The sequence below is a fragment of the Pantoea sp. AS-PWVM4 genome, from assembly GCF_000468095.1.
GTDB classification, from domain to species: Bacteria; Pseudomonadota; Gammaproteobacteria; order Enterobacterales; family Enterobacteriaceae; genus Pantoea; species Pantoea phytobeneficialis.
Genome location: NZ_ASZC01000003.1, coordinates 338215 through 357362 on the forward strand (window position 1 = coordinate 338215; position 19148 = coordinate 357362).

Consider the following 19148-nt stretch of genomic DNA (forward strand, 5'->3'; position numbering starts at 1 on the left):
CGGTTGCCAGGCTATATCCGCTATAGCCCCTCTGGTATGATGAGTCTAATTACGACAAAGAAAGCAACGAGAAATAAATGCTATGGTGATTAAGGCGCAAAGCCCCGCAGGATTTGCTGAAGAGTATATTATTGAAAGCATCTGGAACAGTCGTTTTCCGCCGGGGTCAATTCTACCTGCCGAACGTGAGCTTTCTGAATTGATCGGGGTGACCCGTACTACGCTGCGTGAAGTTTTACAGCGCCTGGCGCGTGATGGCTGGCTGACCATCCAGCACGGTAAACCTACGCGGGTGAATGATTTTTGGGAAACATCAGGTTTAAACATTCTCGAAACTCTGGCAAGGCTCGATCATGATAGCGTGCCGCAGCTGATTGATAATCTGCTGTCGGTACGAACCAATATTGCCTCTATCTTTATCAGCCGTGCCTTACGTCACCATCCGGACAAAGCGCGTGATGTGCTGGAAACGGCGCTGAGTTCTGAGGATCAGGCGGATGCCTACACCGAGCTGGATTATCGTGTATTCCGTGGTCTGGCATTTGCTTCCGGTAACCCGATTTACGGTTTGATCCTCAATGGACTGAAAGGTCTGTATACCCGCGTTGGCCGCCACTACTTCTCCAATCCGGAAGCGCGTGAGTTGGCCCGCAGTTTCTACCGTCAACTGGCGGATCTGTGTGGGGTAAAACCGACGCAGGAGCAGATTGTCGATTGCGTACGTGCCTATGGTCGCCGCAGCGGTGAAATCTGGCACGGCATGCAGAAAAGTATGCCGGATGATTTAGGGACCAGGCGTTAATTCAACCTGTCTTTTGTCCAATAAAAAACCGCCATCAATATGATGGCGGTTTTTTTGTGAGCTTTACAGCGCTGGGCCGCGTGCCGGGCTGCGATCCAGCAGTTCTACGCTGCCATCTTCATTCTGTTGTTCAAGGATGACATCAAAGCCCCACAGGCGATGTACGTGCTTCAGGACTTCGCGGCGGCTTTTATCTAACGGCGCACGTTGCTGCGGCACGTAACGCAGCGTCAGCGAGCGATCCCCGCGCAGATCGACGTTGTAAACCTGAATGTTGGGTTCCAGATTACTCAGGTTGTACTGCGCCGACAGCTGCTGGCGGATTGCCCGATAACCGGCTTCGTCATGAATCGCGGCAATTTCCAGATAGTTGTTACGATCATCATCCAGCACGGTGAACAAGCGGAAGTCGCGCATTACCTTCGGCGACAGGAACTGGCTGATAAAGCTTTCGTCCTTGAATTCCCGCATCGCGAAGTGCAACGTCTTCAACCAATCTGAACCGGCGATATCCGGGAACCAGTAACGATCTTCCTCAGTCGGCGACTGACAAATACGTTTGATATCCTGGAACATCGCAAAACCGAGAGCATAAGGGTTGATGCCGTTATACCACGGGCTGTTATAGGGCGGCTGGAAAACCACGTTGGTATGGCTATGCAAAAACTCCATCATGAAGCGTTCCGACACTTTCCCCTCGTCATACATATGGTTGAGGATGGTGTAATGCCAGAACGTAGCCCAGCCTTCGTTCATTACCTGGGTTTGCTTTTGTGGATAGAAGTACTGGCTAACCTTACGCACAATGCGCAACACCTCACGCTGCCAGGGTTCCAGCAACGGGGCATTCTTCTCCATAAAATAAAGCAAATTTTCTTGTGGTTCAGAGGGATAGCGAGCGGCTTCAACCTGTACCGACTCTTTCTCTTTACGCGGCAGGGTACGCCACAATGTATTGACCTGACTTTGCAGATACTCTTCACGGCTTTTTTGCCGCGCTTTCTCTTCCTGTAAGGAGATTTTTTGCGGGCGTTTATAACGATCCACGCCGTAGTTCATCAGGGCATGGCAGGAGTCGAGCAACCGCTCAACTTCCTCTACACCGTAACGTTCTTCACAGTCGGAGATGTAATTGCGGGCAAACAGCAGGTAATCGACAATCGAACTGGCATCGGTCCAACTGCGGAACAGGTAATTATTTTTGAAGAAAGAGTTATGACCATAGCAGGCATGCGCCATAACCAGCGCCTGCATCGTCATGGTGTTCTCTTCCATCAGATAGGCGATACAGGGGTTGGAGTTAATCACGATCTCATAAGCCAGGCCTTGTTGCCCGTGCTTATAGCGTTGCTCAGTCTCAATAAATTTCTTGCCGAAGGACCAGTGAGCATAGTTGATCGGCATACCCACGCTGGAGTAAGCGTCCATCATCTGCTCAGAGGTGATCACTTCAATTTGGTGCGGATAGGTATCCAGCCCATAGAGTTTGGCTACGCGGTCAATTTCTGCCAGATAGACATCAAGCAACTCGAATGTCCAGTCAGGCCCGTCACTGAGTCGTTTACTGTTCCTGGTTGGCTCGTCAAAGATTGTCGTCATAGCGCACCTCTGTTTTGCAGAGTGGCAGGTAACGGAATGTCACCTGTCACGAACGTTTAAGGCTTCATCCTGAGAAAGACAGCCCAAAAAAACTGAGCGAACACATCAATGATAGTCCACTGTCGCTTATCCGAAACCGGAACTCAAACGAATTCTTTTGGCACAAAATCATTCAAAAAATCCTCGCAGCTGATTTCATAATTTCAAATATGGATTTGGTTTTATTTTGCAGAATATTATTCTGATTATAAGTGCATTGTATGACTGCGGCGCTTTCTCCTGAAAAAAGTGAAAATGACTGATTCCCGCATCATAAATTGCTGATTTATGACTTTTCAGCATAAAAAATCCTGATTTTGTCGTGATGGCATGATTTTAGTTACCAGAAAGGTAAAAAACATGTGAAATGATACTGTCAGATGTGAGGTGGTTTCCGGTGTCTGGTTATGCTGTGCCAGACTTAATATATGGTCAATTATGCTTTTGTGGTGGTGGCGAGGGTCTTATGCGCGTAGTGATTCTGGGGAGTGGTGTGGTCGGCGTCGCAAGCGCCTGGTACCTGGCGCAGGCCGGGCATGAGGTTACCGTCATTGATCGTCAGCCAGGGGCAGCGCTGGAGACCAGCGCAGGTAATGCCGGACAAATTTCTCCCGGCTATGCTGCCCCCTGGGCCGCGCCGGGTGTGCCACTCAAAGCGGTTAAATGGATGTTCCAGCGTCATGCGCCATTGGCTATCCGCCTCGACGGCAGCCGCTTCCAACTGGAGTGGATGTGGAACATGCTGCGCAACTGCGATATGCGCCACTATCAGGAAAACAAAAGTCGCATGGTGCGGATTGCGGAATACAGCCGTGACTGTCTGAAAGCCTTGCGGGAATCGACCGGGATTGCTTACGAGGGACGTCAGGGCGGCACCCTGCAACTGTTCCGCACCCGCCAACAATTCGAAAGCGCCAGCAAAGATATTGCGGTGCTGAAAGAGGCGGGAGTGCCTTACCAACTGCTGGAGTCCCACCAACTGGCGAGTGTTGAACCGGCGCTGGCGACAACGGCCCACAAACTGACCGGTGGTTTGCGTCTGCCAAACGATGAAACTGGCGATTGCCAGCTATTTACCCAGCGCCTCGCGGCGATGGCTGCCGCCGCTGGCGTTACCTTCCGCTTCGATACGCCGGTTGATCACCTGCTACGTGAAGGTAACCGTATCTACGGTGTGAAGTGTGGTGATGAAGTGATCAAAGCCGATGCTTACGTGGTGGCGTTTGGTTCTTACTCGACCGCGCTGCTGAAAGATATTGTCAGCATTCCGGTGTATCCGTTGAAAGGTTATTCGCTGACGATCCCGATTAAAAACCCGGATGCGGCGCCGGTCTCCACCATTCTGGATGAAACCTATAAAGTGGCCGTCACACGCTTTGATGATCGTATCCGTGTGGGCGGCATGGCGGAAATTGTTGGTTTTAACACCAAACTGTTGCCAGCACGTCGTGAAACGCTGGAGATGGTGGTCAGCGATCTCTATCCTGAAGGCGGTTATGTTGAACAGGCCACGTTCTGGAGCGGATTGCGTCCGATGACGCCGGACGGCACGCCAATTGTTGGCCGTACGCCGCTCTCTAATCTCTATCTTAATACCGGTCATGGTACGCTGGGATGGACGATGGCCTGCGGTTCTGGCCAGTTGCTGGCCGATCTGATTTCCGGGAAGAAACCGGCCATCGCTTCTGACGATTTGTCAGTGCTGCGTTATTTACCCGGTTTTGAGCCAAACACATCGCCGTTGCGTAACGCTAACGTAACGCGTTGAGCATTCAGGGAGAGCAAGAGCATGTCACGTCCGATTGTCGCCACCATTAATCAACAGGCGCTGCGACATAATCTCACCGTCGTTCGTCAGGCGGCACCCGCATCACGCGTCTGGTCCGTGGTAAAGGCTAACGCTTATGGGCACGGTATCCGCCGCGTCTGGCAGAGCCTGGCCGAAACCGACGGTTTCGCGTTACTGAACATGGAAGAAGCCATCCTGCTGCGTGAACAGGGGTGGAAAAAACCGATTCTGCTGCTGGAAGGTTTTTTCCATGCAGAAGATCTGCAACTGATCGACCGCTACCGCCTGACGACCAGCGTGCACAGCAACTGGCAGATTCAGGCGCTGGCGCAGGTGCAACTCTCTGCGCCGATCGATATCTATGTGAAGGTGAACAGCGGCATGAATCGCCTCGGCTTCCGTCCTGAGCAGGTGAATGCCGCCTGGCAGGCGTTGCGGGCGTTACCCAATGTCGGCGACATGACGTTGATGGCACACTTCGCTGATGCCGAGAATCCGCAGGGAATTATCGAGCCGATGAAACGCATTGAACTGGCGGCTGAAGGGCTGAACTGCCCACGCTCGCTGTCGAATTCGGCGGCTACGTTGTGGCACCCGGAGGCGCATTTCGACTGGGTCCGTCCCGGCATTGTATTGTACGGTGCTTCGCCGAGCGGTAACTGGCAGGATATCGCCAGCACCGGCCTTAAACCGGTGATGACCCTGACCAGCGAAATCATCGGTATTCAACAATTACAGGTGGGTGAGGGTGTGGGCTACGGTTATCGCTATCACGCATCTGCCGCTCAGCGTATCGGAGTTGTGGCCTGCGGTTACGCCGATGGTTATCCGCGCCATGCGCCGACCGGGACACCGGTAAGTGTCAATGGGGTGATGACGCGAACCGTCGGCGCGATTTCGATGGATATGATTATGATTGATCTCGAACCTTGCCCGCAGGCCGGAATTGGTTCGAAAGTGGAACTGTGGGGCGAACAGGTGAAAATCGATGACGTGGCAAAAGCTGCCGGAACGGTGGGCTACGAGTTGATGTGCGCCCTGGCACCACGCGTTCCGGTGGAAATCATTTAACCGCGGTGAGTGAACCGTGCATACGTTTACTGCAGCGCCAGGCGATAAGCGCCAGCGCTGCACCTACCAGCATCATCAGTGCCAGCGCGGATTTCTCCGCCAGCGGTAAGGCCACCACCAACAGGCTGCCGCCTGCACCACAGGCCATCTGAATAAATCCCTGTAATGCCGCAGCAACCCCCGCCTGCTGTTGGTACGGTTCCAGCGCATAGCTGGTGGCCGGGCCAACGGTAAAAGCCAGTCCGGCGACGGAGATGGCGACCGGGATCATGTACAACGCCCAGTGCGTTTGCCAGGCCGCAGGTAACAGCGCCATTCCGCCGGTGAGCAGCAGCGCACCGACTAACATAGCGACAAAACCCATCGCCAGACAAAATGGCCGGCCGGCTTTGCGAATGGTTTTATTCACAAAAGCACTCACCAGCATGATCCAGAACCCATTGGCACCAAAGGCAAAAGAGAACTGGAGTGGCGTCAGACCGCCTTCAGTCATCAGTACATGAGGGGCCAGCGACACATAGGTCAGCACCATGCCGAGTGCGCCTGCATTGGCAAAGGCGAATGCCAGAAAACGTGGCTCCCGCGCGATGGCGAGATATTGTCCCAGCGGTAATCCTGAGACACGCAGGGTATTGGCCGGGCGGGTTTCTGGCAGCCACAGCAGCACCACCGCAGTGATCACCACGGCATAGGCCGACAGGAACCAGAAGGGGGCACGCCAGCCCCAGGCATCGGCTAACAGGCCACCCAGCAACGGTGCCAGTGCGGGGACGATATTCAGTGCGCCATTGAGAAAACCGTAAGCGCGAGCAGCGGCATCACCGCTCAGTCGGTCGCGTACGCCGCTGAAGGCCACCACCGCGGTGCAACATACCGCGCAGCCCTGAATTAAGCGTGCCAGCATAAATATCGGCCAGACGCTGGCGGTGGCCGCTACGGCGCTACCGATGATGTAGAGCGCCAGCCCGATCAAGGCGATGGGTTTACGGCCAAAATTATCGACCAATGGCCCGGTGACCAGTTGACCGATCCCCATTACCAGTAAAAACAGTGGGATGGTGGTCTGAATCAGACTCACCGGGCTGTTTAGCCCCTCGGCAATTTGCGGTAGCGTTGGCAGGTAGAGATCAATGCCGAGCGGTGCCAGCAGCACCAGGCTTAAAAGCAGCAGGGTAAATTTTTGCATCACAAACCAGAAACATCCTGTTAATCGAGCGGGAAGGGTAATGATTCGGAGGGCAAAAGGAAAGGATTAAAAAAGGCGATGTCTGCCAGACTGCAACAGACATCGCGTCGAGGGTATCAGTAGGCACCGTCGCGGCGCAGAACCACACCAGCGGTCTTGAACAGGATGGCGATGTCTGTCCATAACGCCCAGTTCTTCACGTACCAGGAGTCAAAATAGACGCGGGTATCGTAGTCGATATCGTTACGGCCGCTCACCTGCCATAACCCGGTAATGCCTGGTTTCGCCATCAGGTAGTAGTCCACATCTCCGGCATAACGCTCCAGTTCGGCCTCAATCACCGGTCGTGGTCCCACCAGACTCATTTCACCGCGGATCACGTTCCATAGCTGAGGTAATTCATCGAGGCTGGTTTTACGCAGGAAGCCCCCGATTTTGGTGATGCGCGGATCGTTTTTCAGCTTAAAGTCGCGGTCCCATTCGGCTCGCGCTTCCTCACTGGTCGCCAGCAGGGTTTGCAGCACTTCCTGTGAATTGGTCACCATCGAACGGAATTTCAGACAGTGAAACTTCTTGCCTTCGAAACCGACGCGCTCATGACCATAGATGGCGTTGCCGCCGTCACGTTTCACCATCCAGCACAGCAGCGCAAATACCGGGGCGAGGAACAGCAACAGCAATGAAGCGACGATAATGTCGAAGCTACGCTTAAGGAAGCGCGAAGAACGTTTTGCCAGGTTGTTGCTGACGCGCAGGATCATCACTTCATGACTGAAGATAAACGACATATCCGTGCCGTACAGCGGCACACCGCGCAGTGTCGGGATAACGGAAACCGAACGGCATTGCATTTTGGAAAGGAACTTCAACCATTTATCCCGCACCACCTGCTGTTCGAACTCAGTGGCGACAATAAATTGGGTGTTATCACGATCCATGGTTTGCCAGTTAATATCTTCCCAGGTAATCACTGGCACGCCATTGACATGCTCCGGGTGCTTGTCGCTATCAAGGGCAATAAACGCCTGCACGTTATAGCCAAGAATCTCTTCACTTTGCAGGGCTGCATAGGCTTCCAGCGCATTTTTACCGGAACCGATAATAATGGTTTCTTTTTGCCATTGACCGGCGCGATTAATGGCTCGCTTCACTCCGGCACGCATCAGCGGCAGCAGCAGCAGGGCATAGCTCCAGCTAAACACCCACACCATGCGCGAGAAGTCCCATTTCGAGAAGGCAATCAGCGCCAGGTCGAGTAGGGAGAAAACGAAAAGGGTTTTGACGATCTCTTTCAGTTCAAACCAGAAAGGCTTGCGGTAGGTGTAATGACGGAGGCGCACCCAAAACCATAAAGTGCAAAGTAGTGAAAGGCCTAACTGCGCAACGAAGCGGTATTCAATTTGATGCGGAGGAATAAAGGTGTCCAGTTCTCCCCAAATCCCCTGGATGGTGGCGGCGGATAAAAAAAGTGCCAGATTCAGTGCAATTAAATCAGAAATGCTTAGGGCTATTTTCGCAATAATGTTTTTTCGCAAGCCGCTCCATGAGCGGGCTGCATTGTTTATTACCAATGTACTTGCCATAAAACCTGCTCTCTTTTCTTAAGTAAAAGATGGCCTGACCAGAATCAAGTACGCGCTCAGGTGTGGACCGCCGAAAGAAGAAGGCTTGTTATTTCAGCGAGATATAAATCAGCGTTGCCATAAGCGCTGCACGATAAGGACCGTTTGTGGCGTGATTTTCGTCACAAAATAATGCAGCAACGTTTATGAGTATGCAGGAGATATTTGATGGCGTTAATATGGACATAGTCTGAAAAGAAAAGAATTGCCTGCGGAAATGCCTATGTAACGCATTGAATAGAATGGATAAAATCAAAAAAAACATCAGATATAGCGCTTGATTTTAAGACTGCTTTTAGGAATAACCGCCATATGAGGTGCATGGCGGTAATAAATTAACTCAGGCGGGTTTCTTTAATACCCAACGGTCTTGCTGTTTGTCGTAGTGTCCGATCTCCAAATCGACGGGTTGGCCGTCAATCCACGCCGGTACACTGGTTTCATGATCCCAGCCGTCGAGCTGATAACTCAGGCCGGGATTGGTGAGGCAGGGAATGCTGACGGTTTCGAGCTTTCCCGCGTTCAATTCCGCATCGATGATCTCGTAACGACCAATCTTAACCACATGTCCCATCGTATTCTCCCGTTTGAGCAGGGTGGAATAGTGATCATAGTCGGTCCAGCGGGCTTTACTAATCGAATGCGCTCGGATTATTCCTTCTCTTCTGTCGGTCGCACACCAATTTTCAGGATATGGTTGTCCTCTTTCTCCGCCACCGTCCAGGTTAGCTGGTTCCATTCAACCTGGTCACCGACCACCGGCGTGCTGCCCAACAACGACATCACCAACTGCCCCAGGGATTGTTGATCGTTGGTTTCTTCATCCAGATCCAACCCGTAAATTTGCGCCACATCGCGCAACCTGGCGTCAGCATCCAGGATAAAGTCACCAAAGAAACGTTGGTCGAGCGCCACCGGCGGTGACTGGCTGAACATCTTGCCGAGGGCAGGGAGATCGCGCTCGCGACCAATCACGCATAACACGTCACCTTCCTTCAGGCGCGTGCTGCCGTTGGGATGCATCAAGACGTTGTCACGGAATAACGCCGCGATGCGGGTTTCGCGCGGCATTTGTAAGTCTCGCAGGGCGGCACCAATACACCATTTATCGGCGCTCAGCTGATACACGAACTGCTCCCACGGGTTCTCAGGATGAATATCCAGCCCAACCCGGCTGATTGGTGAGGCCGTCGGTGGAACCACCACTTTGGCTTTTCGCGCGGCGAAACCCAGTGACGTCCCCTGCAACATCAGCGATACCAGCACCACAAAGAAGGCGATATTAAAGTACAGCGATGAGTTCTCCAGCCCGGCCATCATCGGGAACACCGCCAGGATGATCGGCACCGCACCGCGTAATCCAACCCAACTAATAAAAATGCGTTCACGTCCGGTAAAGCCCTTAAATGGCAACAGGCCGACCAGAATCGACAACGGACGCGCCACCAGAATCAGCCACAGCGACAGCAGCATCGCCGGAATGGCGATATGCCACAAATCGGATGGCGTTACCAGCAGACCCAGCACTATGAACATGCCAATCTGGCTCAACCATGCCATACCATCGAAGGTTTGCAGAATGCCATGACGGTTGCGAATTGGGCTGTTACCCAACAGGAAACCACATAGATACACCGCCAAAATGCCGCTACCTTCCATCACCGTGGTCAGGGCAAATACGATGATACCGCCACTCAATGCCAGCAGGGGATAAAGTCCCTGCGCCAGATTGATGCGGTTAATCAGTTGCTGCAACGCCCAGCCACCGCCCAGTCCCAGCACGATGCCCAGACCAAATTGCTGCACCAGATGCACGATAAACATCCAACTCAGCCCCGTTTGTCCCTGTTGAATCATGTCGATCAGGGTGATGGTCAGAAACACCGCCATCGGGTCGTTGCTGCCGGATTCGATTTCCAACGTTGCGCTGACACGTTCGTTTAATCCTTTATCGCCGAGCAGAGAGAATACCGCAGCAGCATCAGTGGAGCCGATAATGGCGCCAATCAGAAAACCCTGCATCAAATCGAGGTGGAACAGCCAGGCAGCGGCCAGACCGGTCAGACCGGCGGTGATCAACACCCCAACCGTTGCCAGCGACAACGCCGGGCCAAGCGCCACTTTGAATGAGCTGGCCTTGGTGCGCATACCGCCGTCAAGCAGGATAATCGCCAGCGCCAGGTTGGATACCAGGTAGGCCACCGGATAGTTATCAAAAGCGATACCGCCGATACCATCGACCCCGGTTAGCATCCCGAGCGCGAGGAAGATCACCAAAATCGGTATGCCCAGGCGTGAGGAAAAGGAGCTTAGCAGAATGCTTGCTGCAACCAGCACTGAACCAATAATGAATAAACTGTAAACCATGCTGGCATTCAACGGCGTTCTCCTGCGGCGGGTGGTGATCCAGGTGTAGTGCGTAAGCTTCACGCGAACAAAGACAAAAGATAATGCCTTATCAATAGCTTGTCAGCGGAAAATAACATATTTTTTTATATCGGCAGGTGTTGAGGCATCTGTAGTTAAATTTGCCAACAAAATCTGTATGGTGCAGAGGGTTTTAGCGGAAAGCAGGGAGTAAAAAGCCGGTCAGTGACCGGCTGCTTTTATCAGGATTCTGCCACTTGTTTGTGGAAAAGCTCCCTAAATACCGGGTAAATATCTTCCGGCTCGCGGATGTGCTGAATAGCGAAGTTATCAAACATCACCTGCAAATGCTCATACTCACGCCACAGGGTTTGGTGTGCGCGGCGAGTTATCTCGATATAGCTGTAATAACGCACCACCGGCAGGATATTTTTCGCCAGAATCTCATGGCAGAGCGGGGAGTCATCCGCCCAGTTATCACCATCCGATGCCTGGGCAGCATAGATGTTCCACTGCGCCGGGTCATAACGCTCTTTTACCACCTCATCCATCAGCTTCAGGGCACTGGAGACGATGGTGCCGCCTGTTTCCTGTGAGTAGAAGAACTCCTGTTCGTCTACCTCTTTCGCCTGAGTATGGTGACGGATATAAACCACATCGACGTTTTTATAGGTTCGGCTCAGGAACAGGTAGAGCAGAATGTAAAAACGTTTTGCCATATCTTTGGTGGCCTGGTCCATCGAACCTGAAACGTCCATCAGACAGAACATGACCGCCTGACTGGAAGGTTCGGGACGTTTCTCAAAATTTTTGTAACGCAGGTCAAAGGTATCGATAAACGGCACCCGTTCAATACGGGCACGCAGTTCGGCGATCTCTTTGCGCAGCCGTTCCTCTTCCAGCAGTTGCGCCGGTTCGGATTTTTCCACCTCGGTCAGCGTGGCTTCCAGTTCATGCAGCATGCGGCGTTTACCCGCCGTCATGGCAGTCCGACGCGCCAGCGAGTTTTGCAGCGAACGCACCACGCTAATGTTGGCAGGTACCCCGTTAGAGGTGAAGCCAGCGCGATGAGTTTTATATTCATTTAATTGACGATGCTGATTTTTACGCAGGTTAGGCAGCGCAAGATCCTCGAACAGCAAATCGAGGTATTCATCTTTCGAAATCTGGAAGACGAACTCGTCCTGGCCTTCACCATCCTGACTGGCATTGCCCTGGCCGCCACCACCGCCTCCGCCGCCACCTTGTGGGCGTTCGACGCGGTCGTTCTGCACAAAGTGATCGTTACCGGGATGCACGCGATGACGGCTGCCACCCCGGCCCTGATGGAAGATAGGTTCGTTAATATCTTCAATCGGAATGGAGACAGACTCACCGCTTTCCACGTCGGTAACCGAACGCTTATTAATGGCCTCGGAGATCGACTGCTTGATTTGCGACTTGTAACGGCGCAGAAAGCGTTGCCGGTTGACCGCGCTTTTGTTTTTGCCGTTCAGACGCCGATCGATGAAATAGGCCATAAAGTTCCCCCAAACTACAGTGCAAGCCAGGTCGGGACTTGCCCGACCTTCCTCTTCCGGCGTCTGGACGCCGTTTAGCTTACAAACCTAATTATGACGATTTACGCACCCGGAGATACCATTCGCACAGCAGGCGAACCTGTTTGCGGGTATAGCCTTTCTCCATCATGCGGTCGACAAAATCATCGTGTTTTTTCTGTTCGTCCGTTGAGGTTTTGGTATTGAACGAAATCACCGGCAGCAACTCTTCGGTATTCGAGAACATTTTCTTCTCGATGACCGTGCGCAGTTTTTCGTAGCTGGTCCAGTTCGGATTGCGTCCGCTGTTCTGCGCACGGGCGCGCAGCACAAAGTTGACAATCTCGTTGCGGAAATCTTTCGGGTTACTGATCCCGGCAGGTTTCTCGATTTTTTCCAGCTCGGCATTCAGTGATTCACGGTCAAACAATTGTCCGGTATCGGGATCACGGTATTCCTGATCCTGAATCCAGAAGTCGGCGTAAGTGACATAACGGTCAAAAATGTTCTGGCCGTATTCGGAGTAGGACTCCAGATAGGCGGTCTGAATCTCTTTGCCGATAAACTCCGCATACTTCGGAATCAGGTAACCTTTCAGGTGCTCCAGATATTTCTCTGCCTGCTCCTGTGGGAACTGCTCACGTTCAATCTGCTGTTCCAGCACATAGAACAGGTGTACCGGGTTGGCGGCCACTTCCGCATGGTCGAAGTTGAATACGCGTGACAAAATTTTGAAGGCAAAACGGGTAGAAAGACCGTTCATTCCCTCATCCACGCCAGCGTAGTCGTGATACTCCTGCCATGACTTGGCTTTTGGATCAGTATCTTTCAGCGTTTCACCATCATAGACGCGCATTTTTGAGTAGATGCTGGAGTTTTCCGGCTCTTTCAAACGCGACAGGATGGAGAAACGGGCCAGGGTTTCCAGTGTGCCTGGTGCGCATGGCGCGGTTGACAGTTCACTGTGATTAAGCAGTTTCTCGTAGATTTTGATCTCTTCGGAAACTCGCAGGCAGTAAGGCACTTTGACGATGTAAACACGGTCAAGGAACGCCTCGTTGTTTTTGTTGTTACGGAAGGTGACCCACTCAGATTCGTTAGAGTGCGCCAGAATGATGCCGTTAAACGGCAGCGCCGAAATACCTTCCGTACCGTTGTAGTTACCTTCCTGAGTGGCGGTCAACAGGGGATGCAGCACTTTAATCGGTGCTTTGAACATCTCAACGAATTCCATGATGCCCTGGTTGGCGCGGCACAGGGCACCGGAGTAACCGTAGGCGTCGGGATCGTTCTGTGCGTGGTTTTCCAGTTTGCGGATATCCACTTTACCTACCAACGCAGAAATATCCTGGTTGTTCTCGTCACCCGGTTCAGTTTTGGCAATCGCCAACTGTTCGAGGATTGACGGCCAGACTTTCACAACTTTGAAACGGGTAATATCGCCGCCAAAATCGTGCAGGCGTTTAGCTGCCCACGGCGACATAATGGTGCCGAGATACCGACGTGGAACGCCATACTCTTTTTCGAGAATGTTCGCGTCTTCCTGTGGGTTAAACAGGCACAACGGATGGTCATTGACCGGGCTACGCTCACCGTCAGCGCTTAACACGTAAATCGGTACGCGCTGCATCAGGGATTTAAGGCGTTCAGCCAGGGATGATTTACCGCCACCAACCGGACCCAGCAGGTAAAGAATCTGTTTCTTCTCCTCCAGCCCTTGCGCAGCATGTTTCAGGTAAGAGACGATTTGTTCAATCGCTTCTTCCATGCCATAGAACTCTTCAAACGCAGGGTAGCGTCCAATGACGCGATTCGAGAATATTCTGGAAAGGCGTGGCTCCTGAGCAGTATCAACCATCACCGGCTCACCAATGGCCATCAACAGTCGCTCTGCAGCGTTGGCGTATGCACTGCGATCCTGCTTACAAATTGCGAGGAATTCCTGCAGTGTGAACTCTTCGTCCTTGGCAGCTTCATAACGCTGACGATAGTGATCGAATATATTCATAGCGATGCCCGTCCTTTCGTTTTTAGCACAGGTAAAGGAGCGTAATTAAGATGCTCTTGCAGCTCCCGGAAGATATTCTCTATTGAGTACAGCAACCCTTATGCCAACCTGACGATTTTTTATCGGGATACACAATTCTTATGGTTACTCTGCTCGTACAAAAAGTCTCGTCTTACTTTTAACTGTAGAAGGCATTTAAGAAATTTCCTCCGTTTCTTCTCCTTATTTAGCGATATATCAATAACAAAGTCTCATAAGGGACAGGGAACCGATCTCTCAAATCACAGCGGTATTGATGGTTTCAGACAATTCTGCTGCGGCTAACAACAATCCTCATTAAAAGTTAAACCCTGTTGAGAAATTGGTTAGACTCTGCGTGTGATTGTTATATTTATGGACTGAATAAATTGTGAACCATTTCAAACTTAAAGCGCTTGCTCTGCTCGCACCCTGCTATTTTGCGGCTTTCAGCACGTATGCCGATCCCTTATCTCTTGGGGCCTCTGTTATTTACGCCGAATCGCCCTACCGCGGGGGGCAGGACCGATATATACCGGTGCCGGTGATTAATTATGAAGGCGACAGCTTCTGGTTCCATAGCCTACAGGGGGGGTACTACCTGTGGAAGGACCCGCAGGATCAACTGTCGTTGACGGTGCTCGGTTCGCCACAGCAGTATGACCCGAAAGACAATGATCTGAGCGATATGAAGCGACTCGACAAGCGTCGCATGACGTTGATGGCGGGTGCCAGCTATCGCCATATCTCACAGTGGGGCATCTTACGCACCGCGCTGTTAGGGGATGTACTCAACAACAGCAACGGTGTGATGTGGGATATGACCTGGTTGTATCGTTTCGATTTTGGTGCGTTTAGCCTGACGCCGGGCATTGGTGCCTTGTGGAACAGCGCCAATCAAAACCGCTATTACTATGGCGTCTCATCACAGGAAAGTGCGCGTACCGGTATCGCGCGTTATCAACCGGATGACAGTTGGTCTCCCTACCTGGAAATGAACGCCAGTTACCAGATCAGCCAAAGCTGGAACGCGACGGTTTCCGGACGTTATACCCGATTTGGTAGTGACATCAAAGACAGTCCAATGGTGAATAAGAGCGGGCAAGTGACGCTTTGGACAGGTATCAGCTACAGCTTCTGATGGTTGCAATGATATGCCCCAAAATGGGGCATTTTTATTGCTGCGCACCAAGGTTGCGCACCGTTATGGTTCATTTGGGGGGGTTATGACAAAGATGATTCAGTTCAGGGGAGAAGCACCCATCCCAGCCATTGGCCAGGGTACCTGGTACATGGGGGAGAGTCCGGCGTCACATCAGCAGGAAGTTGCCGCGTTGCAGGCAGGCCTCGACCTTGGGCTTAAACTGATTGATACCGCCGAAATGTATGCGGAAGGTGGTGCCGAAATGGTTGTCGGCGAGGCGCTAAAAGGACGGCGCGATCGAGCCTGGCTGGTGTCAAAGGTCTATCCGTGGAATGCGGGAGAAGTTGATGCGATAGATGCCTGCGAACGCAGCTTGCGTCGTTTACAGACTGATTATCTGGATCTTTATTTGTTGCACTGGCGGGGCAATGTGCCGCTGGAGGAAACCATTCGCGCCATGGAGACACTGCAACAGCAGGGCAAGATTCGCCACTGGGGTGTCTCCAACTTTGACACCGAGGATATGCAGGAACTGTGGGGAGAGCCGGGTGGAGAGGCCTGTTTAACCAATCAGGTGCTTTACCATCTTGCGTCCCGTGGTATTGAGTATGATTTACTGCCGGAATGCCAGTTACGTGATGTGCCGATCATGGCGTATTGCCCGTTGGCCCAGGCTGGACGCCTGCGCCAGACGCTCTTCAGTGACCCGCGCGTGCAGCAGATTGCACAACAGCAGGGCATTAGCGTAGCGCAATTGCTGCTGGCGTGGGTGATTCGCAAAGAGGGGGTGATCGCCATACCGAAAGCCAGCAGTGTGGTGCATGTCCAGGAAAATGCGGCAGCGCTTAATGTGGTGTTAAGTGGTGAACAACTGGCCATTCTGAATCAGGCCTTCCCACCACCGCAAACTAAACTGCCGCTGGATGTGGTCTAACGGCGCATGTGCGCCGTTTTATCAGGCTTTATTGCGTACCCGGAAAGTTGTGGCGAGGCGAGCAGGGGATTCACCGGCGCTTACCAGTGGCTGGTTAATGCGTGCAGTTTCGACACACACCATAGTTTTGTAACCGTCGTTAGCCATATCTCCCATGCTGCACGACAGCTCCGGACCAGGATTCCAGGTGACAACGTCACTTTGATAGTGATGGTACACCTCGATCTGTCGATTGCCCGCTTTATCATGAATCACGCTGCAATCTTCGGGCGCGGTAAAGACGCGATCGATACGACCCGGATAGGTCTGCTTACCATTGGATGTGCCGACCGCACTGTCATTCACTTTATCCACGAAGCTGTTACCCAGACCGCTGACTTCAGTTGCCGCAATATCGCTCACCTGGAAGTAGCTGTGCAGCGCGGCAGTTGCGGCGAAGTCGCCATGCGCTTCCAGCTCAATTTCGCAATGGGCACCAATACGGAAGCGAGCGAGCAGGGTAAAATCGTGCGGCCACAGTTTCAGCGTTTGTGCGTTACTCTCCAGCGCAAAGGTCAGAATGACGCCTTCTTCATTCTCGTCATGCGCGGATAACGTCCAGGATTGATTACGGGCGAAACCGTGCGCAGGTTCACCCGCCGGGCCAAACCACGGCCAGCAGATCGGTACGCCACCACGAATCGCCTTGCCGACAGCAAAAGGCGTCTTCTCACTGAGCCAGAGGACCGGCTGTTGTCCACTGGGTTGCCAGGCGAGCAGATGCGCACCTTGCAAGGTAATGGCTGCGCGCACGCGGGGATGGCTGACAATAATAACCGGCAGTTCACCAATCTGACGTTGTGACAGATAAGGGGTGATCTGCTGCACTACGGGTAGCGAAAAAAGCGACTCTTGCATACAAAATCCTTCTCTTAAGCTAGCCAAATAAAAAGGGCGACCTAAGTCGCCCCTTGTCTGATCTGTCTGTTGTGCTGGTTAGCTTATTTAGCAGAAACCAGAGCAATCAGATCGAGAACCTTGTTGGAGTAACCGGTTTCGTTATCGTACCAGGAAACCAGCTTCACAAAGTTGTCATTCAGCGCGATACCTGCTTTGGCATCGAATACTGAAGTCAGCACTTCGCCGTTGAAGTCGGTAGAAACCACGTCATCTTCAACATAACCCAGAACGTCTTTCATTTCGCCTTCAGCAGCGGCTTTGATCGCTGCACAAATTTCTTTGTAAGAAGCCGCTTTTTCCAGACGAACAGTCAGGTCAACAACAGATACGTTCGGGGTCGGAACACGGAACGCCATACCGGTCAGTTTGCCGTTCAGCTCTGGCAGAACTTTACCTACTGCTTTAGCAGCACCGGTAGAAGACGGGATGATGTTCTGAGAAGCGCCACGGCCGCCGCGCCAGTCTTTGTGAGACGGGCCATCAACGGTTTTCTGAGTCGCGGTGGTAGCGTGAACAGTGGTCATCAGACCTTCAACGATGCCGAACTTGTCGTTGATCACTTTTGCCAGCGGAGCCAGGCAGTTGGTGGTGCAGGATGCGTTAGAAACGATGTCCTGGCCGGCATATTTGTCGAAGTTAGCACCACGAACAAACATCGGGGTGTCATCTTTAGACGGGCCAGTCAGAACCACTTTCTTCGCACCCGCAGCGATGTGTTTACGTGCGGTTTCGTCGGTCAGGAAGATACCGGTTGCTTCAGCAACAACGTCAACACCCACTTCGTCCCATTTCAGGTTAGCCGGGTCTTTCTCAGCGGTAACACGGATTTTTTTACCGTTAACAATCAGCGCGCCGTCTTTAACTTCTACGGTGCCGTCAAAACGACCGTGCGTAGAGTCATACTTCAGCATGTAAGCCATGTAATCGGCGTCCAGCAGGTCGTTGATCGCGACGATTTCGATGTCAGAACGCTGCTGCGCAGCACGGAAAACGATGCGACCGATACGGCCAAAACCGTTGATACCTACTTTGATAGTCATATATTCCACCAGCTATTTGTTAGTGAATAAAAGGTTGGCTGTAAAATTACAAAAACCTTACCAGGCGTCAAGCGGAATCGTGTCAATTGTTGCGACAGGTCAATTCCAATGACAGGAATTATTCGTTGCGCAAACGCTTGCGCAACAGGGATTATTCCAAAGCCAGATTTGCCGATCGCCGACTATAAAGGGATGTGGGATCTAAAGGGTGATCGGCATCACAAATTCGTGCTGTCGTCAGCAGGACGGATGTGTTCGCACGAAAAAAGACCCGGATGATGTTATTCATTTGTTAGAATACTAGTCGATTTTTTCAGAATGACACTCCGGAATCCCAAAATGGCTAAAGACACCGCATCCGCGGAAAAAATCGCGCAGCTGTCGGAAATGCAGCGCTATGTAACTCAGCATCGCGGAACCGAACCCCCTTTTACAGGAGCCCTGCTGCATAACAAGCAGGAGGGCATCTACCACTGCCTGGTTTGTAACGCACCGCTGTTCCTCTCTGAAACCAAGTATGACTCGGGCTGCGGTTGGCCGAGTTTCTATCAGCCGGTTAGTGATGACGCTATCCGCTACCTCGAAGATGATTCCCACGGTATGCACCGGGTTGAAATCCGCTGTGGCAACTGTGATGCGCATCTGGGGCATGTGTTCCCGGACGGCCCACAGCCAACAGGCGAGCGCTACTGTGTGAATTCGGCCTCGCTCAACTTTACCGACGATCAGGGCAATCAACAACAGGGGTAAGCATGAAACAGGAACTGGAAGCGATGTTGGCGGCGATGACGCCAGAAGTTTACCAGCGTCTTGCCACGGCGGTGGAAACCGGCAAGTGGCCTGATGGGGTAGCGCTGACGCCCGAACAAAAAGAAAATTGCCTGCAACTGGTGATGCTCTGGCAGGCGCGCCATAACGATGCGCCGCAGCATATGACCATCAGCAAAGGTGGTGAGATGGTGACAAAGTCAAAAAAAGAACTGAAAGAAGAGTTCGGTATTGAGACGGATATCACCCGCATCAACCTGCACTGAATAAAAAGCAGGGCTGTA

The 19148-nt window shown here is 52.4% G+C and carries 17 protein-coding genes; 8 read left to right on the forward strand and 9 right to left on the reverse strand.

The genetic code is table 11. The features are described from left to right. Window positions 1-82 precede the first annotated feature (82 nt). Window positions 83-802, forward strand: a complete 720-nt coding sequence (fadR, locus tag L579_RS04155) for a fatty acid metabolism transcriptional regulator FadR (protein WP_021183026.1) — start codon at window positions 83-85, stop codon at window positions 800-802. A gap of 63 nt (window positions 803-865) precedes the next feature. Here the strand turns inward: fadR and L579_RS04160 are convergent, their stop codons facing one another. Further along, the gene (locus tag L579_RS04160; protein WP_036624998.1) at window positions 866-2401 is read right to left on the reverse strand and encodes a SpoVR family protein; all 1536 of its coding nucleotides are present in this window, start codon (window positions 2399-2401) and stop codon (window positions 866-868) included. Between the two features lie 505 nt (window positions 2402-2906). Between L579_RS04160 and L579_RS04165 the strand changes: the two genes are divergently transcribed. Both L579_RS04165 and dadX read left to right on the forward strand, forming a co-directional pair. After that, the gene (locus L579_RS04165; protein ID WP_021183028.1) at window positions 2907-4208 is read left to right on the forward strand and encodes a D-amino acid dehydrogenase; all 1302 of its coding nucleotides are present in this window, start codon (window positions 2907-2909) and stop codon (window positions 4206-4208) included. 21 nt (window positions 4209-4229) lie between these two features. Then, window positions 4230-5300 carry a catabolic alanine racemase DadX gene (gene dadX / locus L579_RS04170; RefSeq protein ID WP_021183029.1) on the forward strand — a complete coding sequence of 357 codons (1071 nt, stop codon included), beginning with the start codon at window positions 4230-4232 and terminating at the stop codon, window positions 5298-5300. On the opposite strand, the gene L579_RS04175 is transcribed toward dadX, so the two are convergent. Continuing rightward, complete coding sequence (locus tag L579_RS04175) at window positions 5293-6486, reverse strand: multidrug effflux MFS transporter (RefSeq protein WP_036625001.1); 1194 nt, start codon at window positions 6484-6486, stop codon at window positions 5293-5295. The genes dadX and L579_RS04175 overlap by 8 nt on opposite strands. Before the next feature lie 116 nt (window positions 6487-6602). Next, window positions 6603-7985: an undecaprenyl-phosphate galactose phosphotransferase WbaP gene (gene wbaP, locus L579_RS04180; protein ID WP_235056563.1), complete on the reverse strand. Its 1383-nt coding sequence runs from the start codon at window positions 7983-7985 to the stop codon at window positions 6603-6605. Here wbaP and L579_RS24125 point away from each other — a divergent pair. After that, window positions 7906-8091: a hypothetical protein gene (locus L579_RS24125; RefSeq protein WP_235056565.1), complete on the forward strand. Its 186-nt coding sequence runs from the start codon at window positions 7906-7908 to the stop codon at window positions 8089-8091. The genes wbaP and L579_RS24125 overlap by 80 nt on opposite strands. A gap of 357 nt (window positions 8092-8448) precedes the next feature. On the opposite strand, the gene L579_RS04185 is transcribed toward L579_RS24125, so the two are convergent. The 4 genes from L579_RS04185 to yeaG all read right to left on the reverse strand — a co-directional run bounded on the left by L579_RS04185 (window position 8449) and on the right by yeaG (window position 14021). After that, window positions 8449-8682 (reverse strand): DUF1480 family protein, encoded by a 234-nt coding sequence (locus L579_RS04185; protein ID WP_021183032.1) that lies wholly within the window; start codon window positions 8680-8682, stop codon window positions 8449-8451. A 77-nt stretch (window positions 8683-8759) separates the two neighbouring features. Beyond that, complete coding sequence (locus L579_RS04190; RefSeq protein WP_021183033.1) at window positions 8760-10487, reverse strand: potassium/proton antiporter; 1728 nt, start codon at window positions 10485-10487, stop codon at window positions 8760-8762. 230 nt (window positions 10488-10717) lie between these two features. Then, a complete protein-coding gene (locus L579_RS04195; protein WP_021183034.1) occupies window positions 10718-11995 on the reverse strand; it encodes a YeaH/YhbH family protein in 1278 nt (425 codons plus the stop codon). 91 nt (window positions 11996-12086) lie between these two features. Next, the gene (gene yeaG / locus L579_RS04200; RefSeq protein WP_021183035.1) at window positions 12087-14021 is read right to left on the reverse strand and encodes a protein kinase YeaG; all 1935 of its coding nucleotides are present in this window, start codon (window positions 14019-14021) and stop codon (window positions 12087-12089) included. Between the two features lie 409 nt (window positions 14022-14430). On the opposite strand from yeaG, the gene L579_RS04205 reads away from it, so the two are divergent. Both L579_RS04205 and L579_RS04210 read left to right on the forward strand, forming a co-directional pair. Continuing rightward, the gene (locus L579_RS04205) at window positions 14431-15180 is read left to right on the forward strand and encodes a MipA/OmpV family protein (RefSeq protein WP_036625007.1); all 750 of its coding nucleotides are present in this window, start codon (window positions 14431-14433) and stop codon (window positions 15178-15180) included. Between the two features lie 85 nt (window positions 15181-15265). Further along, entirely contained in the window at window positions 15266-16117 is an 852-nt protein-coding gene (locus tag L579_RS04210) for an aldo/keto reductase (protein ID WP_036625119.1), read from the forward strand. A 21-nt stretch (window positions 16118-16138) separates the two neighbouring features. Here the strand turns inward: L579_RS04210 and L579_RS04215 are convergent, their stop codons facing one another. Continuing rightward, window positions 16139-17014: a D-hexose-6-phosphate mutarotase gene (locus L579_RS04215; protein WP_021183038.1), complete on the reverse strand. Its 876-nt coding sequence runs from the start codon at window positions 17012-17014 to the stop codon at window positions 16139-16141. 83 nt (window positions 17015-17097) lie between these two features. After that, a complete protein-coding gene (gene gapA, locus L579_RS04220) occupies window positions 17098-18096 on the reverse strand; it encodes a glyceraldehyde-3-phosphate dehydrogenase (protein WP_021183039.1) in 999 nt (332 codons plus the stop codon). A gap of 339 nt (window positions 18097-18435) precedes the next feature. Between gapA and msrB the strand changes: the two genes are divergently transcribed. Together msrB and L579_RS04230 are read left to right on the forward strand one after the other, a co-directional pair. Next, window positions 18436-18846, forward strand: a complete 411-nt coding sequence (msrB, locus tag L579_RS04225) for a peptide-methionine (R)-S-oxide reductase MsrB (protein WP_021183040.1) — start codon at window positions 18436-18438, stop codon at window positions 18844-18846. 2 nt (window positions 18847-18848) lie between these two features. Next, window positions 18849-19130 (forward strand): YeaC family protein, encoded by a 282-nt coding sequence (locus L579_RS04230; protein WP_021183041.1) that lies wholly within the window; start codon window positions 18849-18851, stop codon window positions 19128-19130. Window positions 19131-19148: the final 18 nt, after the last annotated feature.

Excerpts from the sequence above, each read along its gene's own strand:
- msrB (WP_021183040.1), top strand. The coding sequence starts at position 18,436 with ATGGCTAAAGACACCGCATCCGCGGAAAAAATCGCGCAGCTGTCGGAA.
- L579_RS04210 (WP_036625119.1), top strand. The coding sequence starts at position 15,266 with ATGACAAAGATGATTCAGTTCAGGGGAGAAGCACCCATCCCAGCCATT.
- L579_RS04230 (WP_021183041.1), top strand. The coding sequence starts at position 18,849 with ATGAAACAGGAACTGGAAGCGATGTTGGCGGCGATGACGCCAGAAGTT.
- fadR (WP_021183026.1), top strand. The coding sequence starts at position 83 with ATGGTGATTAAGGCGCAAAGCCCCGCAGGATTTGCTGAAGAGTATATT.
- L579_RS04215 (WP_021183038.1), bottom strand. The coding sequence starts at position 17,014 with ATGCAAGAGTCGCTTTTTTCGCTACCCGTAGTGCAGCAGATCACCCCT.
- L579_RS04165 (WP_021183028.1), top strand. The coding sequence starts at position 2,907 with ATGCGCGTAGTGATTCTGGGGAGTGGTGTGGTCGGCGTCGCAAGCGCC.
- yeaG (WP_021183035.1), bottom strand. The coding sequence starts at position 14,021 with ATGAATATATTCGATCACTATCGTCAGCGTTATGAAGCTGCCAAGGAC.
- L579_RS04195 (WP_021183034.1), bottom strand. The coding sequence starts at position 11,995 with ATGGCCTATTTCATCGATCGGCGTCTGAACGGCAAAAACAAAAGCGCG.
- dadX (WP_021183029.1), top strand. The coding sequence starts at position 4,230 with ATGTCACGTCCGATTGTCGCCACCATTAATCAACAGGCGCTGCGACAT.
- gapA (WP_021183039.1), bottom strand. The coding sequence starts at position 18,096 with ATGACTATCAAAGTAGGTATCAACGGTTTTGGCCGTATCGGTCGCATC.
- L579_RS04175 (WP_036625001.1), bottom strand. The coding sequence starts at position 6,486 with ATGCAAAAATTTACCCTGCTGCTTTTAAGCCTGGTGCTGCTGGCACCG.
- L579_RS04185 (WP_021183032.1), bottom strand. The coding sequence starts at position 8,682 with ATGGGACATGTGGTTAAGATTGGTCGTTACGAGATCATCGATGCGGAA.
- L579_RS04160 (WP_036624998.1), bottom strand. The coding sequence starts at position 2,401 with ATGACGACAATCTTTGACGAGCCAACCAGGAACAGTAAACGACTCAGT.